The following is a 15,637-nucleotide window of genomic DNA, read 5'->3' on the forward strand; positions in this document are numbered from 1 at the left end:
CATGGTCCTGACGGCGGCAGTGAGCCTCGGCTGGCCGTGTGATGCAAGCGCGAATGGGCCGGCGCCCGGTGAACGGTTGAGCGGGCGGGTCACTGGGCTATGGTGTCGACAGGACAAGGCACGGGGGCAGCGATGAACGGCACGGCGATCACGGAACTGCTTGGGCGCGTGCTGCTGGGCGCTGCGCTGCTGCTTCCTGCCGCACCGGCGGCCGTTGCCCAGGAACCCGCACCGGACCCGCTGGCCCACAACAAGCTGTTCGTCGAAACCTTCGTGAACCGGTGCCTGTCGGCAGTCCACGCCGACGCGGCCTACGACACGGCGGGCATGAACCAGGTGCATGAGTTCCTGGCGGGTCACTGGCTCAACGGCAAGCCGGGAAGCGTGTGGACGCCCAATCCGGCGATGCACATCCTGCTGATCATCCGCGACGGTGCCGGATGCTTCGTGGTGTCGGAGTTCGGCGACGCCAAGGCGCTGGAACCCGTGGTGGCCGCGCGGATCGCCGAGGCGCACCCGACGCTCGTGCGCGAGGAGTTCGAGCGTGCCGACGACGGCGGGTTCGGGTCCAAGTATCTCGACGCGGGCTGCGGCGGAAACCAGAGCTGCCGGGTCGTCGTCAACGCACGGGCGACACCGGAAGAGGGGAAGCTGGCGATGCTGGCGGCTGCGATGCGTTTCACCCCGCCATCGCAATAGGCCGAGTCGGGCAAGTCGGGTCCGACCGGCGGAACCGGGACGCCACCCTTGCGACCCCGGCGCGGGCGCGTTAAGTAACCGGCATCGACGATCAATGCAGGCGAACCGATGCGCTGCTCGCGTGAGCTGACTAGCCGGCCGTCTCGGACGGTCCCCGTCTGAGGCGGCGTCCATCCTGCGAGCCGGTGCGCGCCGGCTCGCCCGGTATTCCTGTCAGTTCATCGTTTTTCAGTCGAGACACGCCATGCCTGCCATAACGCTTCCCGACGGCTCCGTCCGTTCCTACGACCAGCCGGTAACGCCGGCGCAGGTTGCTGCCGACATCGGCCCCGGCCTCGCCAAGGCGGCATTCGTCGCCAAGGTCGACGGCAAGTTCGTCGATCTGGGTCTGTCGATTGACCGTGACGCCCAACTTGCCCTAGTAACCCGCAAGGACGAGGCAACGGCCGAGCACATCCGCCACGACTGCGCCCACGTGCTGGCGGAGGCGGTGCTTGAGCTGTACCCGGACGCCCAGGTCACGATCGGCCCGTCGATCGAGAACGGCTTCTATTACGACTTCCACCGCGCCACGCCGTTCACCCCGGACGACCTGGTCGCGATCGAGAAGCGGATGCACGACATCGTCGACCGCGACGAGCCGATCACGCGCGAGGAATGGACCCGCGATCAGGCGATCGCCCACTACAAGGCGACCAACGAGCCGTTCAAGGTCGAGCTGGCCGAGGCGATTCCGGAAGGCGAGATCATCAGCTTCTACCGCCAGGGCAATTTCCTCGACCTGTGCCGCGGCCCGCACGGCCCGTCGACGAAGACCATCGGCCACGCCTTCAAGCTGATGAAGGTGGCCGGGGCCTACTGGCGCGGCGACAGCAGCAAGCCGATGCTGCAGCGGATCTACGGTACGGCGTTCGCCGACCAGAAGCAGCTCGACGCCTACCTGCACATGCTGGAGGAGGCCGAGAAGCGCGACCACCGCCGACTGGGCCGGGAGCTCGACCTGTTCCACATCCAGGAAGAGGCGGTCGGCTCGGTGTTCTGGCACCCCAAGGGCTGGACCCTGTACCGGGTGATCGAGAACTACATCCGTGGCCGGCTCGAAGAGGGCGGTTATCGCGAGATCAAGACGCCGCAGTTGATCGACCGGGCGCTGTGGGAGGCGTCGGGGCACTGGGACAAGTTTCGCGAGGCGATGTTCACGGCCAACGCAGAGGACGACAAGGTCCTGGCACTGAAGCCGATGAACTGCCCGGGGCATGTCCAGGTCTACAAGCAGGGCCTGAAGTCCTACCGCGACCTGCCGCTGCGCCTTGCCGAGTTCGGTTCGTGCCACCGCAACGAGCCGTCCGGCGCGTTGCACGGCATCATGCGGGTGCGGGCGTTCACCCAGGACGACGCCCACATCTTCTGCACCGAGGACCAGATCACCTCGGAGAGCATCCGGTTCTGCGACCTGCTGAAAAGCGTGTACCGCGACTTCGGCTTCGAGGACATCCGGATCAAGTTCTCCGACCGGCCGGAAGTGCGGGCCGGCGAGGACGCGGTCTGGGACCGGGCCGAAGGGGCACTGCGCTCGGCATGCGATGCTGCTGGGCTCGACACCACGTTGAATCCGGGCGAGGGCGCGTTCTACGGCCCGAAGCTGGAGTTCGTGCTGCGCGACGCCATCGGCCGCGACTGGCAGTGCGGGACCCTGCAGGTCGACTTCGTGCTGCCGGAGCGCCTTGACGCCAACTATGTGGCGGAGAGCGGCGAGCGCAAGCGGCCGGTCATGCTGCACCGGGCGATCTTCGGTTCGATGGAGCGCTGGATCGGGATCCTGATCGAACAGTATTCCGGCCGCTTCCCGATGTGGCTGTCGCCGTTGCAGGTGGTGGTCGCGACCATCACCAACGACGCCGATGGCTATGCCGAAGAAGTGGCCGCCGCATGCAAGGCGGCCGGGCTGCGCGTCGCGATGGATCGCCGAAACGAGAAGATCAACTACAAGATCCGAGAGCATTCCGAGGCCAAGGTGCCGGCGATCCTGGTGGTCGGCGCCCGGGAAGCCGAGGGAAGAAGTGTTGCTGTGCGGCGGCTTGGCGGTCAGGCGCAGGAAGTGCTTGCGTTGGACGACGCGGTTCATAGACTCAAGATCGAAGCCACTCCGCCGTGCGGACAGGCCTGACCACATAAGGAGACGACCCCATAGCTAGACCTCCCTTCAACGCCGCGCCGCCAGCAAAAGACGGGCCGCGCGTCAACCGTGAGATCAATGTGCGCACCGTACGGTGCGTCGGCCCCGAGGGCGACATGCTTGGCGTGTTGAGCCTGAACGACGCCCTCGCGCAGGCCGAGCAGTACGGGCTCGACCTTGTCGAGGTGTCGCCGAACGCCGACCCGCCGGTCTGCAAGATCCTCGATTTCGGGAAATTCAAGTACGAGGCCCAGAAGAAGAAGAACGAGGCCAAGAAGAAGCAGAAGGTCATCGAGGTCAAAGAGATCAAGATGCGCCCGAACATCGACGACCACGACTACCAGACCAAGATGCGGAGCGTGAACCGCTTCCTGGAAGATGGCGACAAGGTCAAGCTGACCATGCGGTTCCGGGGACGCGAGATGGCGCACCAGGAGATCGGGCTGAACGTCCTGAAGCGGGTGCAGGACGATCTTGGCGAACTCGCCAAGATCGAGGCGCATCCGCGGCTGGAAGGCCGGCAGATGGTCATGGTGGTGGCGCCGCGCTGATCGCCAGACGCTCGCGGAACCATGGTCCCGCCGAGCGCGCATAACATCCGAACGGCCCGGAGCGATTTCCGGGCCGTTTGCCGTTGCGGGCGAGCCGGCGCTCCGGGAAGCAGGACGGAGCCGTCGCTTACAACCACGTCCCCGCCAGGGTTACCGGCGATGCGCCCAGGCCGAGCTTGAAACGGCTGACACCCGGCATCGAGGCGTCGATGCCCCCCATGTCGAGCCAACGCACGCCGCTGTCGGCCAGACGCCCGATCCCCTCCCACAGCAGCCGGTTGTGGGCGTGGGCGTCGCGGCCGTCCGGGCCGGTCCAGGCGAGATAGTAGGTGGCGGCGTCGCCGTGGCGCAGGAACAGCACGCCGGCCACCGGCTCCGAACCGCGCTCGGCCATCAGGATCAGCACGTCCTGCGGCTTGGTTGCCAGTACGGCGAGGGCGGCGGCGAAGGTGCCGGTCGGGCCGCTGAACCGACGCCGCTTGCGGTGCTCGTCATGACGTTCGACCAGCCATCCGAGCGCCGCTCCACCGTGGGAGTCGCGGACCCGCAGCCGCTCCCGTTCGGCCCTGACCAACTGGTTGCGCCATTTCTGGTGCAGCCCCGTCCGCAAGGTGTCCAGACCGGCCGATAGGTCCAACCAGGCCGTGCTGTAGCCGGTGACGGTGCGGCGCATGCCGAGGCCGCGCATCAACGTGGTGCTTGCCTCGCCCTCTGGAAGTTCCGGGGTCCAGAACAGGGCGTTGGCCCGGGCCAGCGGCCAGCAGGCGCGGATCAGCTGGAACACCGCGTTCTGCACGGACGGGTCCGGCGTCTCGTGGAGGAACAGCGGGCCGCGCACCACCTTGACCAGGCGTACCGCCCCGGCGATCGACCACACCAGCGCCTGCACCAGGGCGACCGGCCGGCGCCCCTGCCGGAACACCCCGCGCACTGGCCGGTAGGGCGATCCGGCGGCGATGGCGTCGCCGTACGGCCAGCTCTGCTCGATCGGTGCCTGGCCAGCGGCTGCCAGCAGTTGGCTCCAGTCGCGCTCGTTCTCACCGGCCCAGACCAGGTCGATGCCGTCGCGCGATCCGCCGGGCCGACCGGTATCCGCTTTGGCGGCAGATGCGGGTTTGCGCCGCCGCTGGTTTCTCCGTTCCGCCATCCGTGTTCCCCGCCCGCGGTTCAGCCGCTAGTGTTCCGCCGATGATCACCCTGTTCAAGAAACCCGTGCGCGTCCACGGCCACATGATCCCGACCCGCCGCTACACCGGCTGGGCGTTGATCTACGTGCTGCTGTTCGTGGGCCTGCCGGTCACCATTCTGATGGTGGCACTGGACGTCGTCGGCTGGGCGGTCACGGTCAAGCTGTTCGGGGCGTCGTGCTACGGGATCGGATGTCTGTTCGGGTAGGAGTTGCGGGATGACGCTGGTGTCGGCCGTCGAAGCGGCGTGCCGGTCGGCCGTGGCACGCCGGCCGGTCCGCGTCATGCGCCATGCCGATGCCGAAACCGAACTGGAGATGGTGTCCGGCGATCCTGACCCCCGGCTGCGCGGCACCGTTCTCGACTACACGGGATACCGGGAGCGTTCGCTGGGGCCGATGCGGCGGCGGGAACTGCCTTGGCCCGGCGTCGTGCTGATCTTCGATTTCGGCCCGACCCTGCGGTTCCTCGATGGCGACGGTAACGCCGTCGTGGCCCGGCATCATGGCGGGTTCCTGGCCGGCGTGCACGATGTGACCGTGCTGACCGAGACCGTGGGCGAGCAGAGCGGCCTGCACGTCAGCCTGACGCCATTGGGCGCTCGTCGGCTTCTGGCAATGCCGATGGGCGAGGTGGCGAACCGGGTGGTCGGGGTCGACGATGCGTTCGGGACTGCGGGACCCCGGCTGGTCGAGGCGCTGCTGAACGCTCCGGACTGGTCGACCCGATTTGACCTACTGGACGCCGCGATCGCCCGCCGGCTGTCCGAGACCGACCGGCCGTCCAGGCTCGCGGTCGCCGGCTGGCAGCGCATGGAGGCCTCCGGCGGCCAGCTTTCGATCGGCGATCTGGCGGCGGAGCTGGATTGCAGCCGCAAGCACCTGATCGCGGTGTTCCGCGACCAGATCGGCCTGCCGCCGAAGACCGTTGCCCGCATCCTGCGCTTTCACCGGGCGATCGGCCTGTACGACCGCGGCCTTTGCGCCGGCTGGGCCGATGTCGCCTATGAATGCGGCTACACCGACCAGGCGCATTTCGTGAACGATTTCCGGCATTTCGCCGGCGTCAGCCCGACCGTCTTCCTGGCGCAGCGCCGGCCCCTGGAGCGGGCCACTCTGCCGGGGTGACCGGTAAAATCCTTGCAAGACCGTCCACGACGCCGTGCCTAACGTCCCGTGCAGTCGTCAACCTTTGCGAGGAGGCCGCCATGGCCGATCATCCGAACATCTTTCCCTGCGTGAAATACCGCAACGCGCCGGCCGCCATCGAGTGGCTCGATCGGGCGTTCGGGTTCAAACCGAAGATGGTGGTCCCGGGCGAGGACGGCGCCGTGAGGCACGCCGAGCTGCGCAACGGTGCCGGCATGATCATGTGTGGCTCCACCAGCGCGCCGGACCCGGCCAATCCGTGGACCGTGGAGGGGTTCGGGGTCTACGTGCAGGTGGACGACGTCGACGCCCACCACGCCCGCGCGGTGGCGGCCGGCGCCGAGGTCGTGCGACCTCCAGCCGACACCGACTACGGCGCGCGTGACTATTCGGTGCGCGATCTGGAAGGCCGGCTGTGGAGCTTCGGCACCTACGATCCGTACGCGGAGATATGAGGCGCGGACGGGGCTAGGACGCGTCCTTCTCCGGCGGCAGGTCGATCCCGGTCAGCTTCTGGAACACCTTGATGACCGCGGAGTCGTCCTGCCGGCCGAGCCCCCCGGCCGAGGCCGCCAGGAACTGCTGATGGGCCGTGGCGGTCAGTGGCAGCGGGAAGGTCAAACCCTTGCCGGTCTCCAGCACGATCCCGAGATCCTTCACGAAGATGTCGACGGCGCTTTTCGGGGCGTAGTCGCCGTCGAGAATGTGCGGAACCCGGTTGTTGAACATCCAAGACGATCCGGCAGAGTTCGAGATCACCTCGAACAGCGTCTTGGGATCGACGCCGGCGCGGATGCCCAGCGCCATCGCCTCGGCCGAGGCCGCGATGTGCACACCGGCCAGCAGCTGGTTGATGGTCTTCACAGTCGAGCCGACGCCGTGACTGGTGCCGAGCCGGTAGACTTTGGACGCGATGGCGTCGAGCACGCTCTGGGCGGCGACGAAGGCCTCGTCCGGGCCCGAGGCCATCAGCGAGAGGTTCCCCGACTCAGCGCCGACCACCCCGCCGGACACCGGCCCGTCGATCATCAGGATACCGTGCTCGGAGAGCTGGAAGCCGGTCTCAATGGCGGCGCTGGCCGGGACGGTGGCGCTGGCGATGACCACCGAGCCTTGGTGCATCGCGACGGCGGCACCGGCTTCGCCGAACAGCACGGTGCGAACCTGATCGGCGGTCGCCACCAGCACGATCGCGACGTCGACCTTGCGGCCGAGTTCGGCCGGACTGGACGCACCATGGCCGCCTGCTTCCTCGAGCTCCAGGACCGAGGCGTCGCGGACGTCGAAGCCCCAGGTCTCGAAGCCGGCGCGGCACAGGGTCTTGGCGACGCCGAGGCCCATCGAGCCGAGGCCAATGACTCCGACGGTGGTGGTAGTGGAGGCCATGACCTGTTCTCCGATCCGGTGTGTTCACCCAAATGTCTGATGACCATACGCATGGACGGGAAACCAAGGAACAGGGCAAACGCCTGTCTCGGGCACCCTGGCGGAATCGATGCCGGTTCCTACGCGCACCGATGGCGAATTGGCAGCACACGAAGGGCACGCAGGTGTGGTGGACTAAGGCGTTTGATCCGCATCGCTTCCATCAACACCCGCAAGGGAGGAACGTCATGCCGGTCTCGTTCGCCGAACTCTATGCCCGCGCGGCAGAGCGGAAGGGCGGAGCCCACGCGCTTGAGAGTGCCCTGCCGATTCCCAGGTCCCGCGATGAACTGGCGGCAATCCCGGATGCCCGATGGCTGGCCGAGATGACCAAGCGGGTGTTCCAGGCCGGCTTCAACTGGAGCGTGGTCGAGACAAAGTGGCCGGGCTTTGAGGCGGCGTTTGACGGTTTCGACGTGCGCAAGTGCGCGATGGCCAGCGATGACGACCTGGATCGGCTGTTGTCCGATACCCGGGTGGTGCGCAACGGTGCCAAGATCCGCTCGGTTCGCGAGAATGCGGCGTTCCTGCTGGATCTGGCGGTCGAGCACGGGTCGGCCGCCCGGATGTTCGCCGACTGGCCGGCGGAAACCTATTCGGGGTTGCTGGAACTGCTGAAGGCACGCGGCGCCCGGCTCGGCGGGCTGGCCGGCAGCTTGGCCCTGCGGACCATGGGGAAGGACTCGTTCCTGCTGTCGACCGACGTGGTGACGGCGTTGAAGCGCGAGGGCGTGATCGACGGGCCGGTAACATCGCGCCGTGCCTTGCAGTCGATCCAGGGCGCGTTCAACGAGTGGATGGCAGAGAGCGGCCGCGGCCTAACCCAGATCAGCCGGGTGCTGGCGCTCACCGTCGACCGCTAAACCGGTGATTTGCTATCGAAGGTTTCGCCGGGGCCGCAAGGGCGATGTGGAGCCTGCCACTCAATTGTGTCAAGCTGGCGGGGTGTAGGATCTCGCATGCTTCAGCCTGCGCGTCGGGCACCACGGGCAACAGTTCGTCCGTACCGTTGTGACTGCGCCATAGAAAATGGAGTCTGTTCGAGCAGAAGTGCGTTCTTGGAATTGATGGCGTCCGACAAACCGGTTTGCAACGAACCCGCCAAGGGTCGACCCGCTTCGGGTCAGCAATGCAAAGGGAGGAGTGCCGTGAACGAGAACACCGAGAATACCCGTGTATCGCGCCGCAAATTGCTGAAAGGCGGCGCTCTCGCCGCTGGTGCCACCGTCGCCGGCAGCCTTGCCGCCCCCGCCGTGGTCGCCCAGAGCCCGGTGGTGGTCAAGATGCAGACCTCCTGGCCGGCATCGGACATCTGGATGGATTTCGCCCGCCAGTACGTCGAACGCGTCGAAGCGATGTCGGGCGGTCGCCTGAAGATCGATCTTCTGCCGTCCGGCGCCGTCGTCGGCGCGTTTCAGGTGCTGGACGCCGTCAATGATGGTGTGCTGGACGCTGCCCACACCGTGCCGGTTTACTGGTACGGCAAGCACAAAGCTGCGTCGCTGTTCGGCACCGGCCCGGTGTTCGGGGGCAGCGCCAACACCATGCTCGCCTGGTTCTACGCGGGTGGCGGTGCCGATCTGTACCGCGAACTGACCCAGGATATCCTGAAGCTCAAGGTCTACGGGTTTTACGGCTTCCCGATGCCGGCGCAGCCGTTCGGCTGGTTCAAGAAGCCGGTCACCAAGGTGGCGGAAGTCAACGGCTTCAAGTACCGCACCGTCGGCCTCGCCGCCGACCTGATGCAGCGGCTCGGCATGAGCGTCGCGCAACTGCCGGGAGCCGAGATTGTGCCGGCGATGGAACGGGGCGTGATCGACGCCTTCGAGTTCAACAACCCGTCGTCCGACATGCGGTTCGGCGCCCAGGACGTGGCCAAGAACTACATGCTGTCGTCGTACCATCAGGCCAGCGAGTCGTTCGAGTTCCTGTTCAACAAGGACTTCTTCGACGACCTGCCGAAGGATCTGCAGGCGATCCTGAAGTACGGTGTCGAGGCGGTAAGCACGTCGAATACCGCTCTGGCCCTCAACGCCTATTCGGCGGATCTGCAGAAGCTGCAGAAGGACCATGGTGTCGTCGTTCACCGGACGCCCAAGGAGATCCTCGACGCCCAGTTGAAGGCCTGGGACCAGTTGATCCCCGAGCTGGAGAAGGATCCGTACATGAAGAAGGTCCTGGACAGCCAGCGCGCCTGGGTCGAACGGGTGGTGTTCTACGAGCTGATGAACTCCCCGGATCTCGCCCTGGCTTACGATCACTACTTCCCGGGAAAGCTGAAGCTGTAGGGCGTCGGCGTCCGGACAGGCTGTCCCGGCGCCCGGCGTTACCCGGGCTTCGGGGCGGTCTGTGCGGCGCCCTTGCCGGTATGATGGATCCGCTATGATCGATTGCATCCGGTTGGCCGACCGCATATCGGCGTGGTTCGGCAAGGCATTCGCCTGGACCATCCTGGGGATGACCTTCGGAGTGGCCTACGAGGTGTTCGTTCGCTACGTGCTGAACTCGCCCACCACATGGTCGCTCGACGTTTCCTACATCATGTACGGCACCATGTTCATGATGGGCGGCGCCTACACGTTGTCGCGTGGCGGTCACGTTCGCGGCGACTTCCTGTACCGGCTGTGGTCGGCGCGGACCCAGGCCAGGGTCGAACTGGTGCTGTACTTCCTGTTCTTCTTCCCCGGCGTCCTGGCGCTGATCCTTGCCGGGTGGAAGTACGCCTACCGGTCCTGGGGCTACCTGGAGGTGAGCGTCAACAGCCCGGCGGGCATCCCGATCTTCCAGTTGAAGACCGTGATCGTCGCCGCCGGAGTGCTGCTGCTGATCCAGGGCGTCGCCCAGGTACTGCGATGCATCGTCTGCATACGCACCGGTGAGTGGCTGGCGGCCGACGACGACATCGAGGAGACGGAGGTCCTGCTGGCCGACCGTTCGGTGCACGGCGTCCTGCAACACGGCACGGAGGCCGTCGACATCGTCAAGCCGCCCAGCGCGGACGACAGCCGCGACGGCAGGCCGTCATGACGGACCCGCAAGTCGCCCTTTTCATGCTGGGGATCTTCATCCTTGTGATTTTCCTCGGCTTTCCCATCGCCTTCACCCTGATGGCGATGGGCATCATGTTCGGCTACTTCGCCTATTTCGACGCCCATCGCATGTGGCGCGCCTACAACAGGGCGGTGGAGAGCGGGGCCGACGCCGGGGTCCAGTTCGAGACCTGGATCGACGGATTCTTCAACAATCGGGTCTTCGACCTGTTCATCAACCAGACCTACTCGGTGATGACCAACGAGGTCCTGACCGCGGTCCCGCTGTTCCTGTTCATGGGCTATGTGGTGGAGCGTGCCAACATCGTCTCGCGGCTGTTCTCCACCCTGAACATCGCGTCGCGCCGGATCCCGGGATCGATGGCGCTGGCTGCCCTGATCACGTGCACGCTGTTCGCGACCGCGACCGGCATCGTCGGCGCGGTCGTGACGCTGATGGGGCTGCTGGCGCTGCCGGCGATGCTCAAGGCGCGGTACGACAGCAGCTTCGCCTCGGGCATCATCTGTGCCGGCGGCACCCTCGGCATCCTGATACCGCCGTCGATCATGCTGATCGTCTATGCGGCGTCCTCGGGCGTGTCGATCGTGCAGCTGTATGCCGGCGCCCTGTTCCCGGGGCTGCTGCTGGCCGGGCTCTACATGGTCTACGTGGTCGGCCGCGCCATCGTGCAGCCGAGCGCCGCGCCGAACCCGACCCGCGAAGAAGTGCCGGACGTTCCGGTCGGCCGGTTGATCGTGATGCTGCTGACCTCGTTCTTCCCGCTGGCCGTGCTGATCCTGTCGGTCCTCGGCGCCATCCTGTTCGGCTTGGCCACGCCGACCGAGGCGGCTTCGATCGGCGCCCTGGGCGGACTGGTGCTGGCGGTCTGCTACCGTGCCCTGACCTGGGGGCGTTTGCGGGAGTCGGTGTACCTGACGGTTCGCACCACCGCGATGGTGTGCTGGCTGTTCGTCGGGTCCTGGACGTTCTCGTCGGTGTTCTCCTATCTCGGCGGCGAGCAGCTGATCGGCAATTTCGTCACTGGCCTCGACCTGACGCCGCTGCAGTTCCTGCTGCTGGCGCAGCTGATCATCTTCCTGCTGGGCTGGCCGCTGGAGTGGTCGGAGATCATCATCATCTTCGTGCCGATCTTCCTGCCGCTGCTGCCGCATTTCGGGATCGACCCGTTGTTCTTCGGCATCCTGGTGGCGCTCAACCTGCAGACCTCGTTCCTGACGCCGCCCATGGCGATGTCGGCGTACTACCTGAAGGGCATCGCGCCGCCGCACGTGCAGCTGATCCAGATCTTCAAGGGCTGCATGCCGTTCCTGCTGCTGGTGTTCGTCGCGATGATCGTGCTGTACGTGCAGCCGCAGATCGCGCTGTGGCTGCCGAATCAGATCTATGGACGCTGAACCGGCGCCGATGAACTCGGTTCTGCGCCTCGACGCGGTCGAGCTGCGCGACCGCCTCGCCGCCGGTGGGTTGCGGGCGACCGAGCTGGCGGAAGCCTGCCTTGAACGGGTCCGGGTGCGCGAGCCGGAGGTTGGGGCCTGGGTCTGGCTCGACCAGGACTACATCCGCCAGCAGGCGCAGGCGCTCGACGATCATCGCGCCCGGGGACGGCCGATCGGTCCGCTGCACGGCCTGCCGGTCGGGCTCAAGGACATCATCGACACCGCCGGCATCCCGACGGAGAACGGCACGGCGATCGATGCCGGTCGCACGCCGGCGGTGGATGCCTTCGTAGTGCGTCGCCTGCGGCAGGCCGGCGCCCTGATCATGGGCAAGACCATCACCACCGAACTGGCGTTCCGCAGTTCCGGAAAGACCCGCAATCCGCACAATCCGGGGCACACGCCCGGTGGTTCCTCGTCGGGATCGGCGGCGGCGGTGGCGGCCGGCATGGTGCCGCTGGCCGTCGGGACCCAGACCGTCGGGTCGGTGATCCGGCCGGCCTCGTTCTGCGGGGTCGTCGGCTACAAGCCGAGCTTCGGCATGATCGCGCGGACCGGGGTGCTGGCCCAGGCGCCGTCGCTGGATACCGTCGGTGTGTTCGCCGGCAGCGTAAGCGGGGCGGCACTGCTGGCGGACTGCCTGTCCGGTCACGATCCAGGCGATCCGGCGAGCCTTCTGGCTCCGCCGCCGCGTTTGCTGGACACGGCAGCCACCGCCCCGCCGCTGCGCCCGAGCTTTGCCTTCGTTCCCCAGGCCGGCTGGGATAGCGTCGATCCCGACACCCGGGACGGTTTCGCCGAACTGCGCCAAGCGCTGGGTGACAGCTGCGACGCGGTCGAGCTTCCCGGACCGTTCAGCGAGGCCCAGGGACTGGTCGAGGTGATCCAGCTGGCGGAGCTGGCGAAGTCCTATAGCCGCTACGCGCAACGCGGCACCGAGCGGTTGAGCCCGGCGCTGCGCGACGCGATCGACGAGGGCCGGCGGATCTCCGCCCACGACTATCTCGCGGCGCGCGACTGGCCAAGCGTGCTGAACGCGGCGCTGGAGGCGGTTTTCGATCGCTACGACGCGATCGTCACCCCGGCGGCGCAGGGTTCGGCGCCGGAGGGCTTGGCGTCGACCGGCAGCCCGGTTTTCAATGGCCTGTGGACGTTCTGCGGCACTCCCGCGGTGACCGTGCCGCTGCTGCAGGCCGGGAACGGCCTGCCGATCGGTGTACAGGTGGTCGGGCGGCGCGGCGACGACGGCCGCCTGCTGCGGACCGCGCGTTGGCTGGTCGAGTTTCTGGCGGAATCGGCATGAGTCGGGGCGTCGTCGATCGTAGGGTGCAGGCATGACCGACAAGATCATCGGTGTCGCGGCGATCGCCACGCTGGCGGCTTTCCTGGCGATACTCGTCGGGTTCGTCCACGATGTGGATCTGTTGATCGTCCTTGCCATCGTCGTCGTGATGGCGGGCTACGACTTCTACCGCGCGCTATTCAGTCGCCGGTAGCGACGGCGACACCCATGTGCCGCGAGCCGAAGCGGCAACCGCCCGGCGCTACCCGAGCAGGCTCTCGACCACCATGATCATGTCGACGGTCCGGCCATCGCTCGACAGCGGCAGCCGCAGAATCTCGCATTGGTACGGGAGGTCGTTCAGGATCATTGAAACGACCGAGAGCGTCGGCCGCCGGGCCTCGATGATCTTGGCGTATCCGGCGTGCACGAAGTCTCGATAGTCTTCTTCCTCGTACTCGCTGACCCGGACGCCGGTCATGTCCCTGCCGTGGCACTCGACATGCCAGGTTCCGAAGTAGCGGTACTGGAAATCCAGCGGCGACGTCAGGACGTCAACGATCATGATGCGCGGCACAACGGCCATCGGCATTTCCAGCCAGTCGAACTCGTCTCGGCTTGGAGCGAACCGATCGCCGGACTTTCGCTTCCACAAGTCAAGAAAAAGCCGGGTGGCGTCGTCTCGGGCGTCTTCCAACGAGAGGCCTGCCGAATGCTGAAAATCGTAACCGCGACGTATCATTGGACAGAACTGTCCCCGATGAAGACCTGAATTTGAAACCACCCGATGGACGGGCTCAATCATCGCTACAAGGCCATCGTTGACGCGGCCCCCAAGCCGATTGAGCTACTTGTAACGGATGCCTGCTGCAATCCGAACTATTACGCACACGACGGGTGTCGGCGGACGAGCGCCGACTACACCAAGCCGCCATTTACGTGGATGACCTGCCCGCTGACATAGCCGGCATCGCGCGACAGCAGGAACGCGATGACCGCGGCAACCTCGTCGGACGTGCCCATCCGGCCCATCGGGATGCCGGCCGTCACCTTGGCCCGCAGTTCCGGCGTCACGGCCGCGTGGGTGCCGGGGTCCTTCTGGATAAAGCCGGGGGCGACCGCGTTGACGGTCACGCCGTCGGCCGCCAGTTCGAACGCCAGGGCTCGGACATGGGTTTCCAGCGCTGCCTTGGCGGCGGCGGTCGCTGGAAAGGTCATCACTCCCGGTCGGAACACGTGCGGACCGAATGCCGAGACCGCGACCATCCGACCGGCGGGTGATTCCCGCAGATGCGGGGCCGCGGCCTGGGCCAGGGCGACGAAGCTGCGGGCGATGCCGACGTGGGCGTCGTCGACCTTGGTCAGCGCGGCGTCCAGCAAGGGCGTGCGGTCGGCCCAGCCGGCGTTGGCCACCACGGCGTCGAGCGCACCGAACGCCGAGGCTGCTCCGTCGACCAGAGCCGCCGGCAGATCCGGGTCACCCAGATCACCGGTCAGGGTCTCAACCCTCCCACCGGCCGACTGCACGGCCTCGGCCACCGCGGCCAGCCCGTCGATGTTTCGCCGGGTGTGCAACAGCACCTGCAGGCCAGGGCCGGCGAGGCGGCGGACCAGGGCCGCGCCGATCCCGCTGGCGGCACCAGTAACGAGCAGTCGAAAGGGGGCAGTGCCTATCATGGCCGGATCATCGCCGCGTTCGGCACACCGGCGCAATGTCGATCAGCGGTCGGCGAGTGACTCCCAGCCAACACCCTGGTATCCGGCGTTGAACTGTCTGGGATTCAGGATCTCGGTCAGGATCTCGACCGAGGTCATCAATCGGGGACCCGGCCGGTTGAAATAGGCGTTCCCGTCGACTGCCCAGACCCGGCCGTCGCGGACGGCTCGGGTCTTTGCCATGGACGGGCGGGCCAGGAACTCGCGGCCTTCGGTCATGGTGCGTTCCAGGTCGAATCCGCACGGCATCAGCACCATCGCATCGGCGCTGGCCTCGGCAATCTTGCCCAGGGTCGTGGATTCCGCGTGCTGGCCGCTCTTGGCCATGACCGGCCGGCCGCCGGCCGCCACCACCAGGTCGGGAATCCAGTTGCCGGCGATCATCGGCGGGTCGAGCCATTCGATGCAGGCGACGGTCGGGCGGTCCTTCAGCGGCGGCGCCCGCTCGGCGATGACCTCGACCCGCTCGCGCGCCTGTTCCGCCAGTTCGCGTCCGGCCCAGCCCAGGTCCATCATTTCGCCGACCGTCCCGAAGCTCGCCCAGACTTCCGACAGCTTGGTCGGCGCGAGCGAGATGATGGTCGGCTTCGAGCCGGTCCACTTGGCCAGCGCGTCGGCGAGGTCCTTTTCGGTCACCGCGCAGGCTTCGCACTGGTGCTGGGTGATGATGAAGTCGGGCTTGGCCGCGCGCAGTCGCTCGGCGTCGACCTCGAACACCGACAGGACCTTCTCGATCAGCTTGGTGACATTGCGGTGCAGGGTGCGCGACGGCTTGAGGGCGTTCACCCGCGGCCGCGTCATCGATGGAATCTGGCGGACCTCGATCGGGAAGTCGCAGGCATGGCTGCGTCCGACCAGATTGGTCCCAAGGCCGAGCGCGGCAACGATCTCGGTCGCGCTGGGAAGCAGTGAGACGATACGGGGCTTGTGCATGCTCATGAGCAACCTCCGGCCGGTGCGGCGGTT

The 15,637-nt window shown here is 66.7% G+C and carries 17 protein-coding genes; 12 read left to right on the forward strand and 5 right to left on the reverse strand.

Translation table 11 applies throughout. From position 1 onward, the window contains the following. Positions 1-132: 132 nt before the first annotated feature. The 3 genes from RIC54_RS07035 (at position 133) to infC (ending at position 3,426) form a co-directional block, all read left to right on the forward strand. Positions 133-699, forward strand: coding sequence for a hypothetical protein (locus tag RIC54_RS07035; protein ID WP_350085942.1), 567 nt, complete (start codon positions 133-135; stop codon positions 697-699). Between the two features lie 244 nt (positions 700-943). Beyond that, on the forward strand, positions 944-2,866 hold the full coding sequence (thrS, locus tag RIC54_RS07040) for a threonine--tRNA ligase (RefSeq protein ID WP_350150891.1): 1,923 nt from the start codon (positions 944-946) through the stop codon (positions 2,864-2,866). A 20-nt stretch (positions 2,867-2,886) separates the two neighbouring features. Continuing rightward, complete coding sequence (gene infC / locus RIC54_RS07045; protein WP_350087899.1) at positions 2,887-3,426, forward strand: translation initiation factor IF-3; 540 nt, start codon at positions 2,887-2,889, stop codon at positions 3,424-3,426. A 127-nt stretch (positions 3,427-3,553) separates the two neighbouring features. Here infC and RIC54_RS07050 read toward each other — a convergent pair whose 3' ends face one another. Then, complete coding sequence (locus RIC54_RS07050; RefSeq protein WP_350085948.1) at positions 3,554-4,573, reverse strand: lipid II:glycine glycyltransferase FemX; 1,020 nt, start codon at positions 4,571-4,573, stop codon at positions 3,554-3,556. Between the two features lie 41 nt (positions 4,574-4,614). Between RIC54_RS07050 and RIC54_RS07055 the strand changes: the two genes are divergently transcribed. From RIC54_RS07055 to RIC54_RS07065, 3 genes are all read left to right on the forward strand, one after another. Continuing rightward, a complete protein-coding gene (locus RIC54_RS07055; RefSeq protein WP_350085951.1) occupies positions 4,615-4,821 on the forward strand; it encodes a hypothetical protein in 207 nt (68 codons plus the stop codon). A gap of 10 nt (positions 4,822-4,831) precedes the next feature. Next, a complete protein-coding gene (locus RIC54_RS07060) occupies positions 4,832-5,740 on the forward strand; it encodes a helix-turn-helix domain-containing protein (protein WP_350085954.1) in 909 nt (302 codons plus the stop codon). An 80-nt stretch (positions 5,741-5,820) separates the two neighbouring features. Further along, positions 5,821-6,216: a VOC family protein gene (locus tag RIC54_RS07065; protein WP_350085957.1), complete on the forward strand. Its 396-nt coding sequence runs from the start codon at positions 5,821-5,823 to the stop codon at positions 6,214-6,216. Positions 6,217-6,229: 13 nt separating this feature from the next. Here RIC54_RS07065 and ltnD read toward each other — a convergent pair whose 3' ends face one another. After that, positions 6,230-7,147 carry an L-threonate dehydrogenase gene (gene ltnD, locus RIC54_RS07070; RefSeq protein ID WP_350085960.1) on the reverse strand — a complete coding sequence of 306 codons (918 nt, stop codon included), beginning with the start codon at positions 7,145-7,147 and terminating at the stop codon, positions 6,230-6,232. Between the two features lie 227 nt (positions 7,148-7,374). On the opposite strand from ltnD, the gene RIC54_RS07075 reads away from it, so the two are divergent. The 6 genes from RIC54_RS07075 to RIC54_RS07100 all read left to right on the forward strand — a co-directional run bounded on the left by RIC54_RS07075 (position 7,375) and on the right by RIC54_RS07100 (position 13,169). Then, the gene (locus RIC54_RS07075) at positions 7,375-8,049 is read left to right on the forward strand and encodes a DNA-3-methyladenine glycosylase I (RefSeq protein WP_350085963.1); all 675 of its coding nucleotides are present in this window, start codon (positions 7,375-7,377) and stop codon (positions 8,047-8,049) included. Positions 8,050-8,334: 285 nt separating this feature from the next. Continuing rightward, positions 8,335-9,474 (forward strand): TRAP transporter substrate-binding protein, encoded by a 1,140-nt coding sequence (locus RIC54_RS07080; RefSeq protein ID WP_350085966.1) that lies wholly within the window; start codon positions 8,335-8,337, stop codon positions 9,472-9,474. A gap of 94 nt (positions 9,475-9,568) precedes the next feature. After that, complete coding sequence (locus tag RIC54_RS07085; RefSeq protein ID WP_350085969.1) at positions 9,569-10,213, forward strand: TRAP transporter small permease subunit; 645 nt, start codon at positions 9,569-9,571, stop codon at positions 10,211-10,213. Beyond that, positions 10,210-11,631, forward strand: coding sequence for a TRAP transporter large permease (locus tag RIC54_RS07090; RefSeq protein ID WP_350085972.1), 1,422 nt, complete (start codon positions 10,210-10,212; stop codon positions 11,629-11,631). Before RIC54_RS07085 ends, RIC54_RS07090 begins: the two co-directional genes overlap by 4 nt. Beyond that, on the forward strand, positions 11,621-12,976 hold the full coding sequence (locus tag RIC54_RS07095; protein WP_350085975.1) for an amidase: 1,356 nt from the start codon (positions 11,621-11,623) through the stop codon (positions 12,974-12,976). The genes RIC54_RS07090 and RIC54_RS07095 overlap by 11 nt, the downstream gene beginning before the upstream one ends. Before the next feature lie 31 nt (positions 12,977-13,007). After that, positions 13,008-13,169, forward strand: a complete 162-nt coding sequence (locus tag RIC54_RS07100; RefSeq protein ID WP_350085978.1) for a hypothetical protein — start codon at positions 13,008-13,010, stop codon at positions 13,167-13,169. A 48-nt stretch (positions 13,170-13,217) separates the two neighbouring features. Here the strand turns inward: RIC54_RS07100 and RIC54_RS07105 are convergent, their stop codons facing one another. The 3 genes from RIC54_RS07105 to RIC54_RS07115 form a co-directional block, all read right to left on the reverse strand. Next, a complete protein-coding gene (locus RIC54_RS07105; RefSeq protein ID WP_350085981.1) occupies positions 13,218-13,760 on the reverse strand; it encodes a PAS domain-containing protein in 543 nt (180 codons plus the stop codon). Positions 13,761-13,873: 113 nt separating this feature from the next. Further along, entirely contained in the window at positions 13,874-14,632 is a 759-nt protein-coding gene (locus RIC54_RS07110; RefSeq protein ID WP_350085984.1) for an SDR family NAD(P)-dependent oxidoreductase, read from the reverse strand. A gap of 42 nt (positions 14,633-14,674) precedes the next feature. After that, a complete protein-coding gene (locus tag RIC54_RS07115; RefSeq protein ID WP_350085987.1) occupies positions 14,675-15,610 on the reverse strand; it encodes an ABC transporter substrate-binding protein in 936 nt (311 codons plus the stop codon). Positions 15,611-15,637: the final 27 nt, after the last annotated feature.

It is taken from the genome of Thalassobaculum sp. (assembly GCF_040219215.1).
In the GTDB taxonomy this organism is placed as follows: domain Bacteria; phylum Pseudomonadota; class Alphaproteobacteria; order Thalassobaculales; family Thalassobaculaceae; genus Thalassobaculum_A.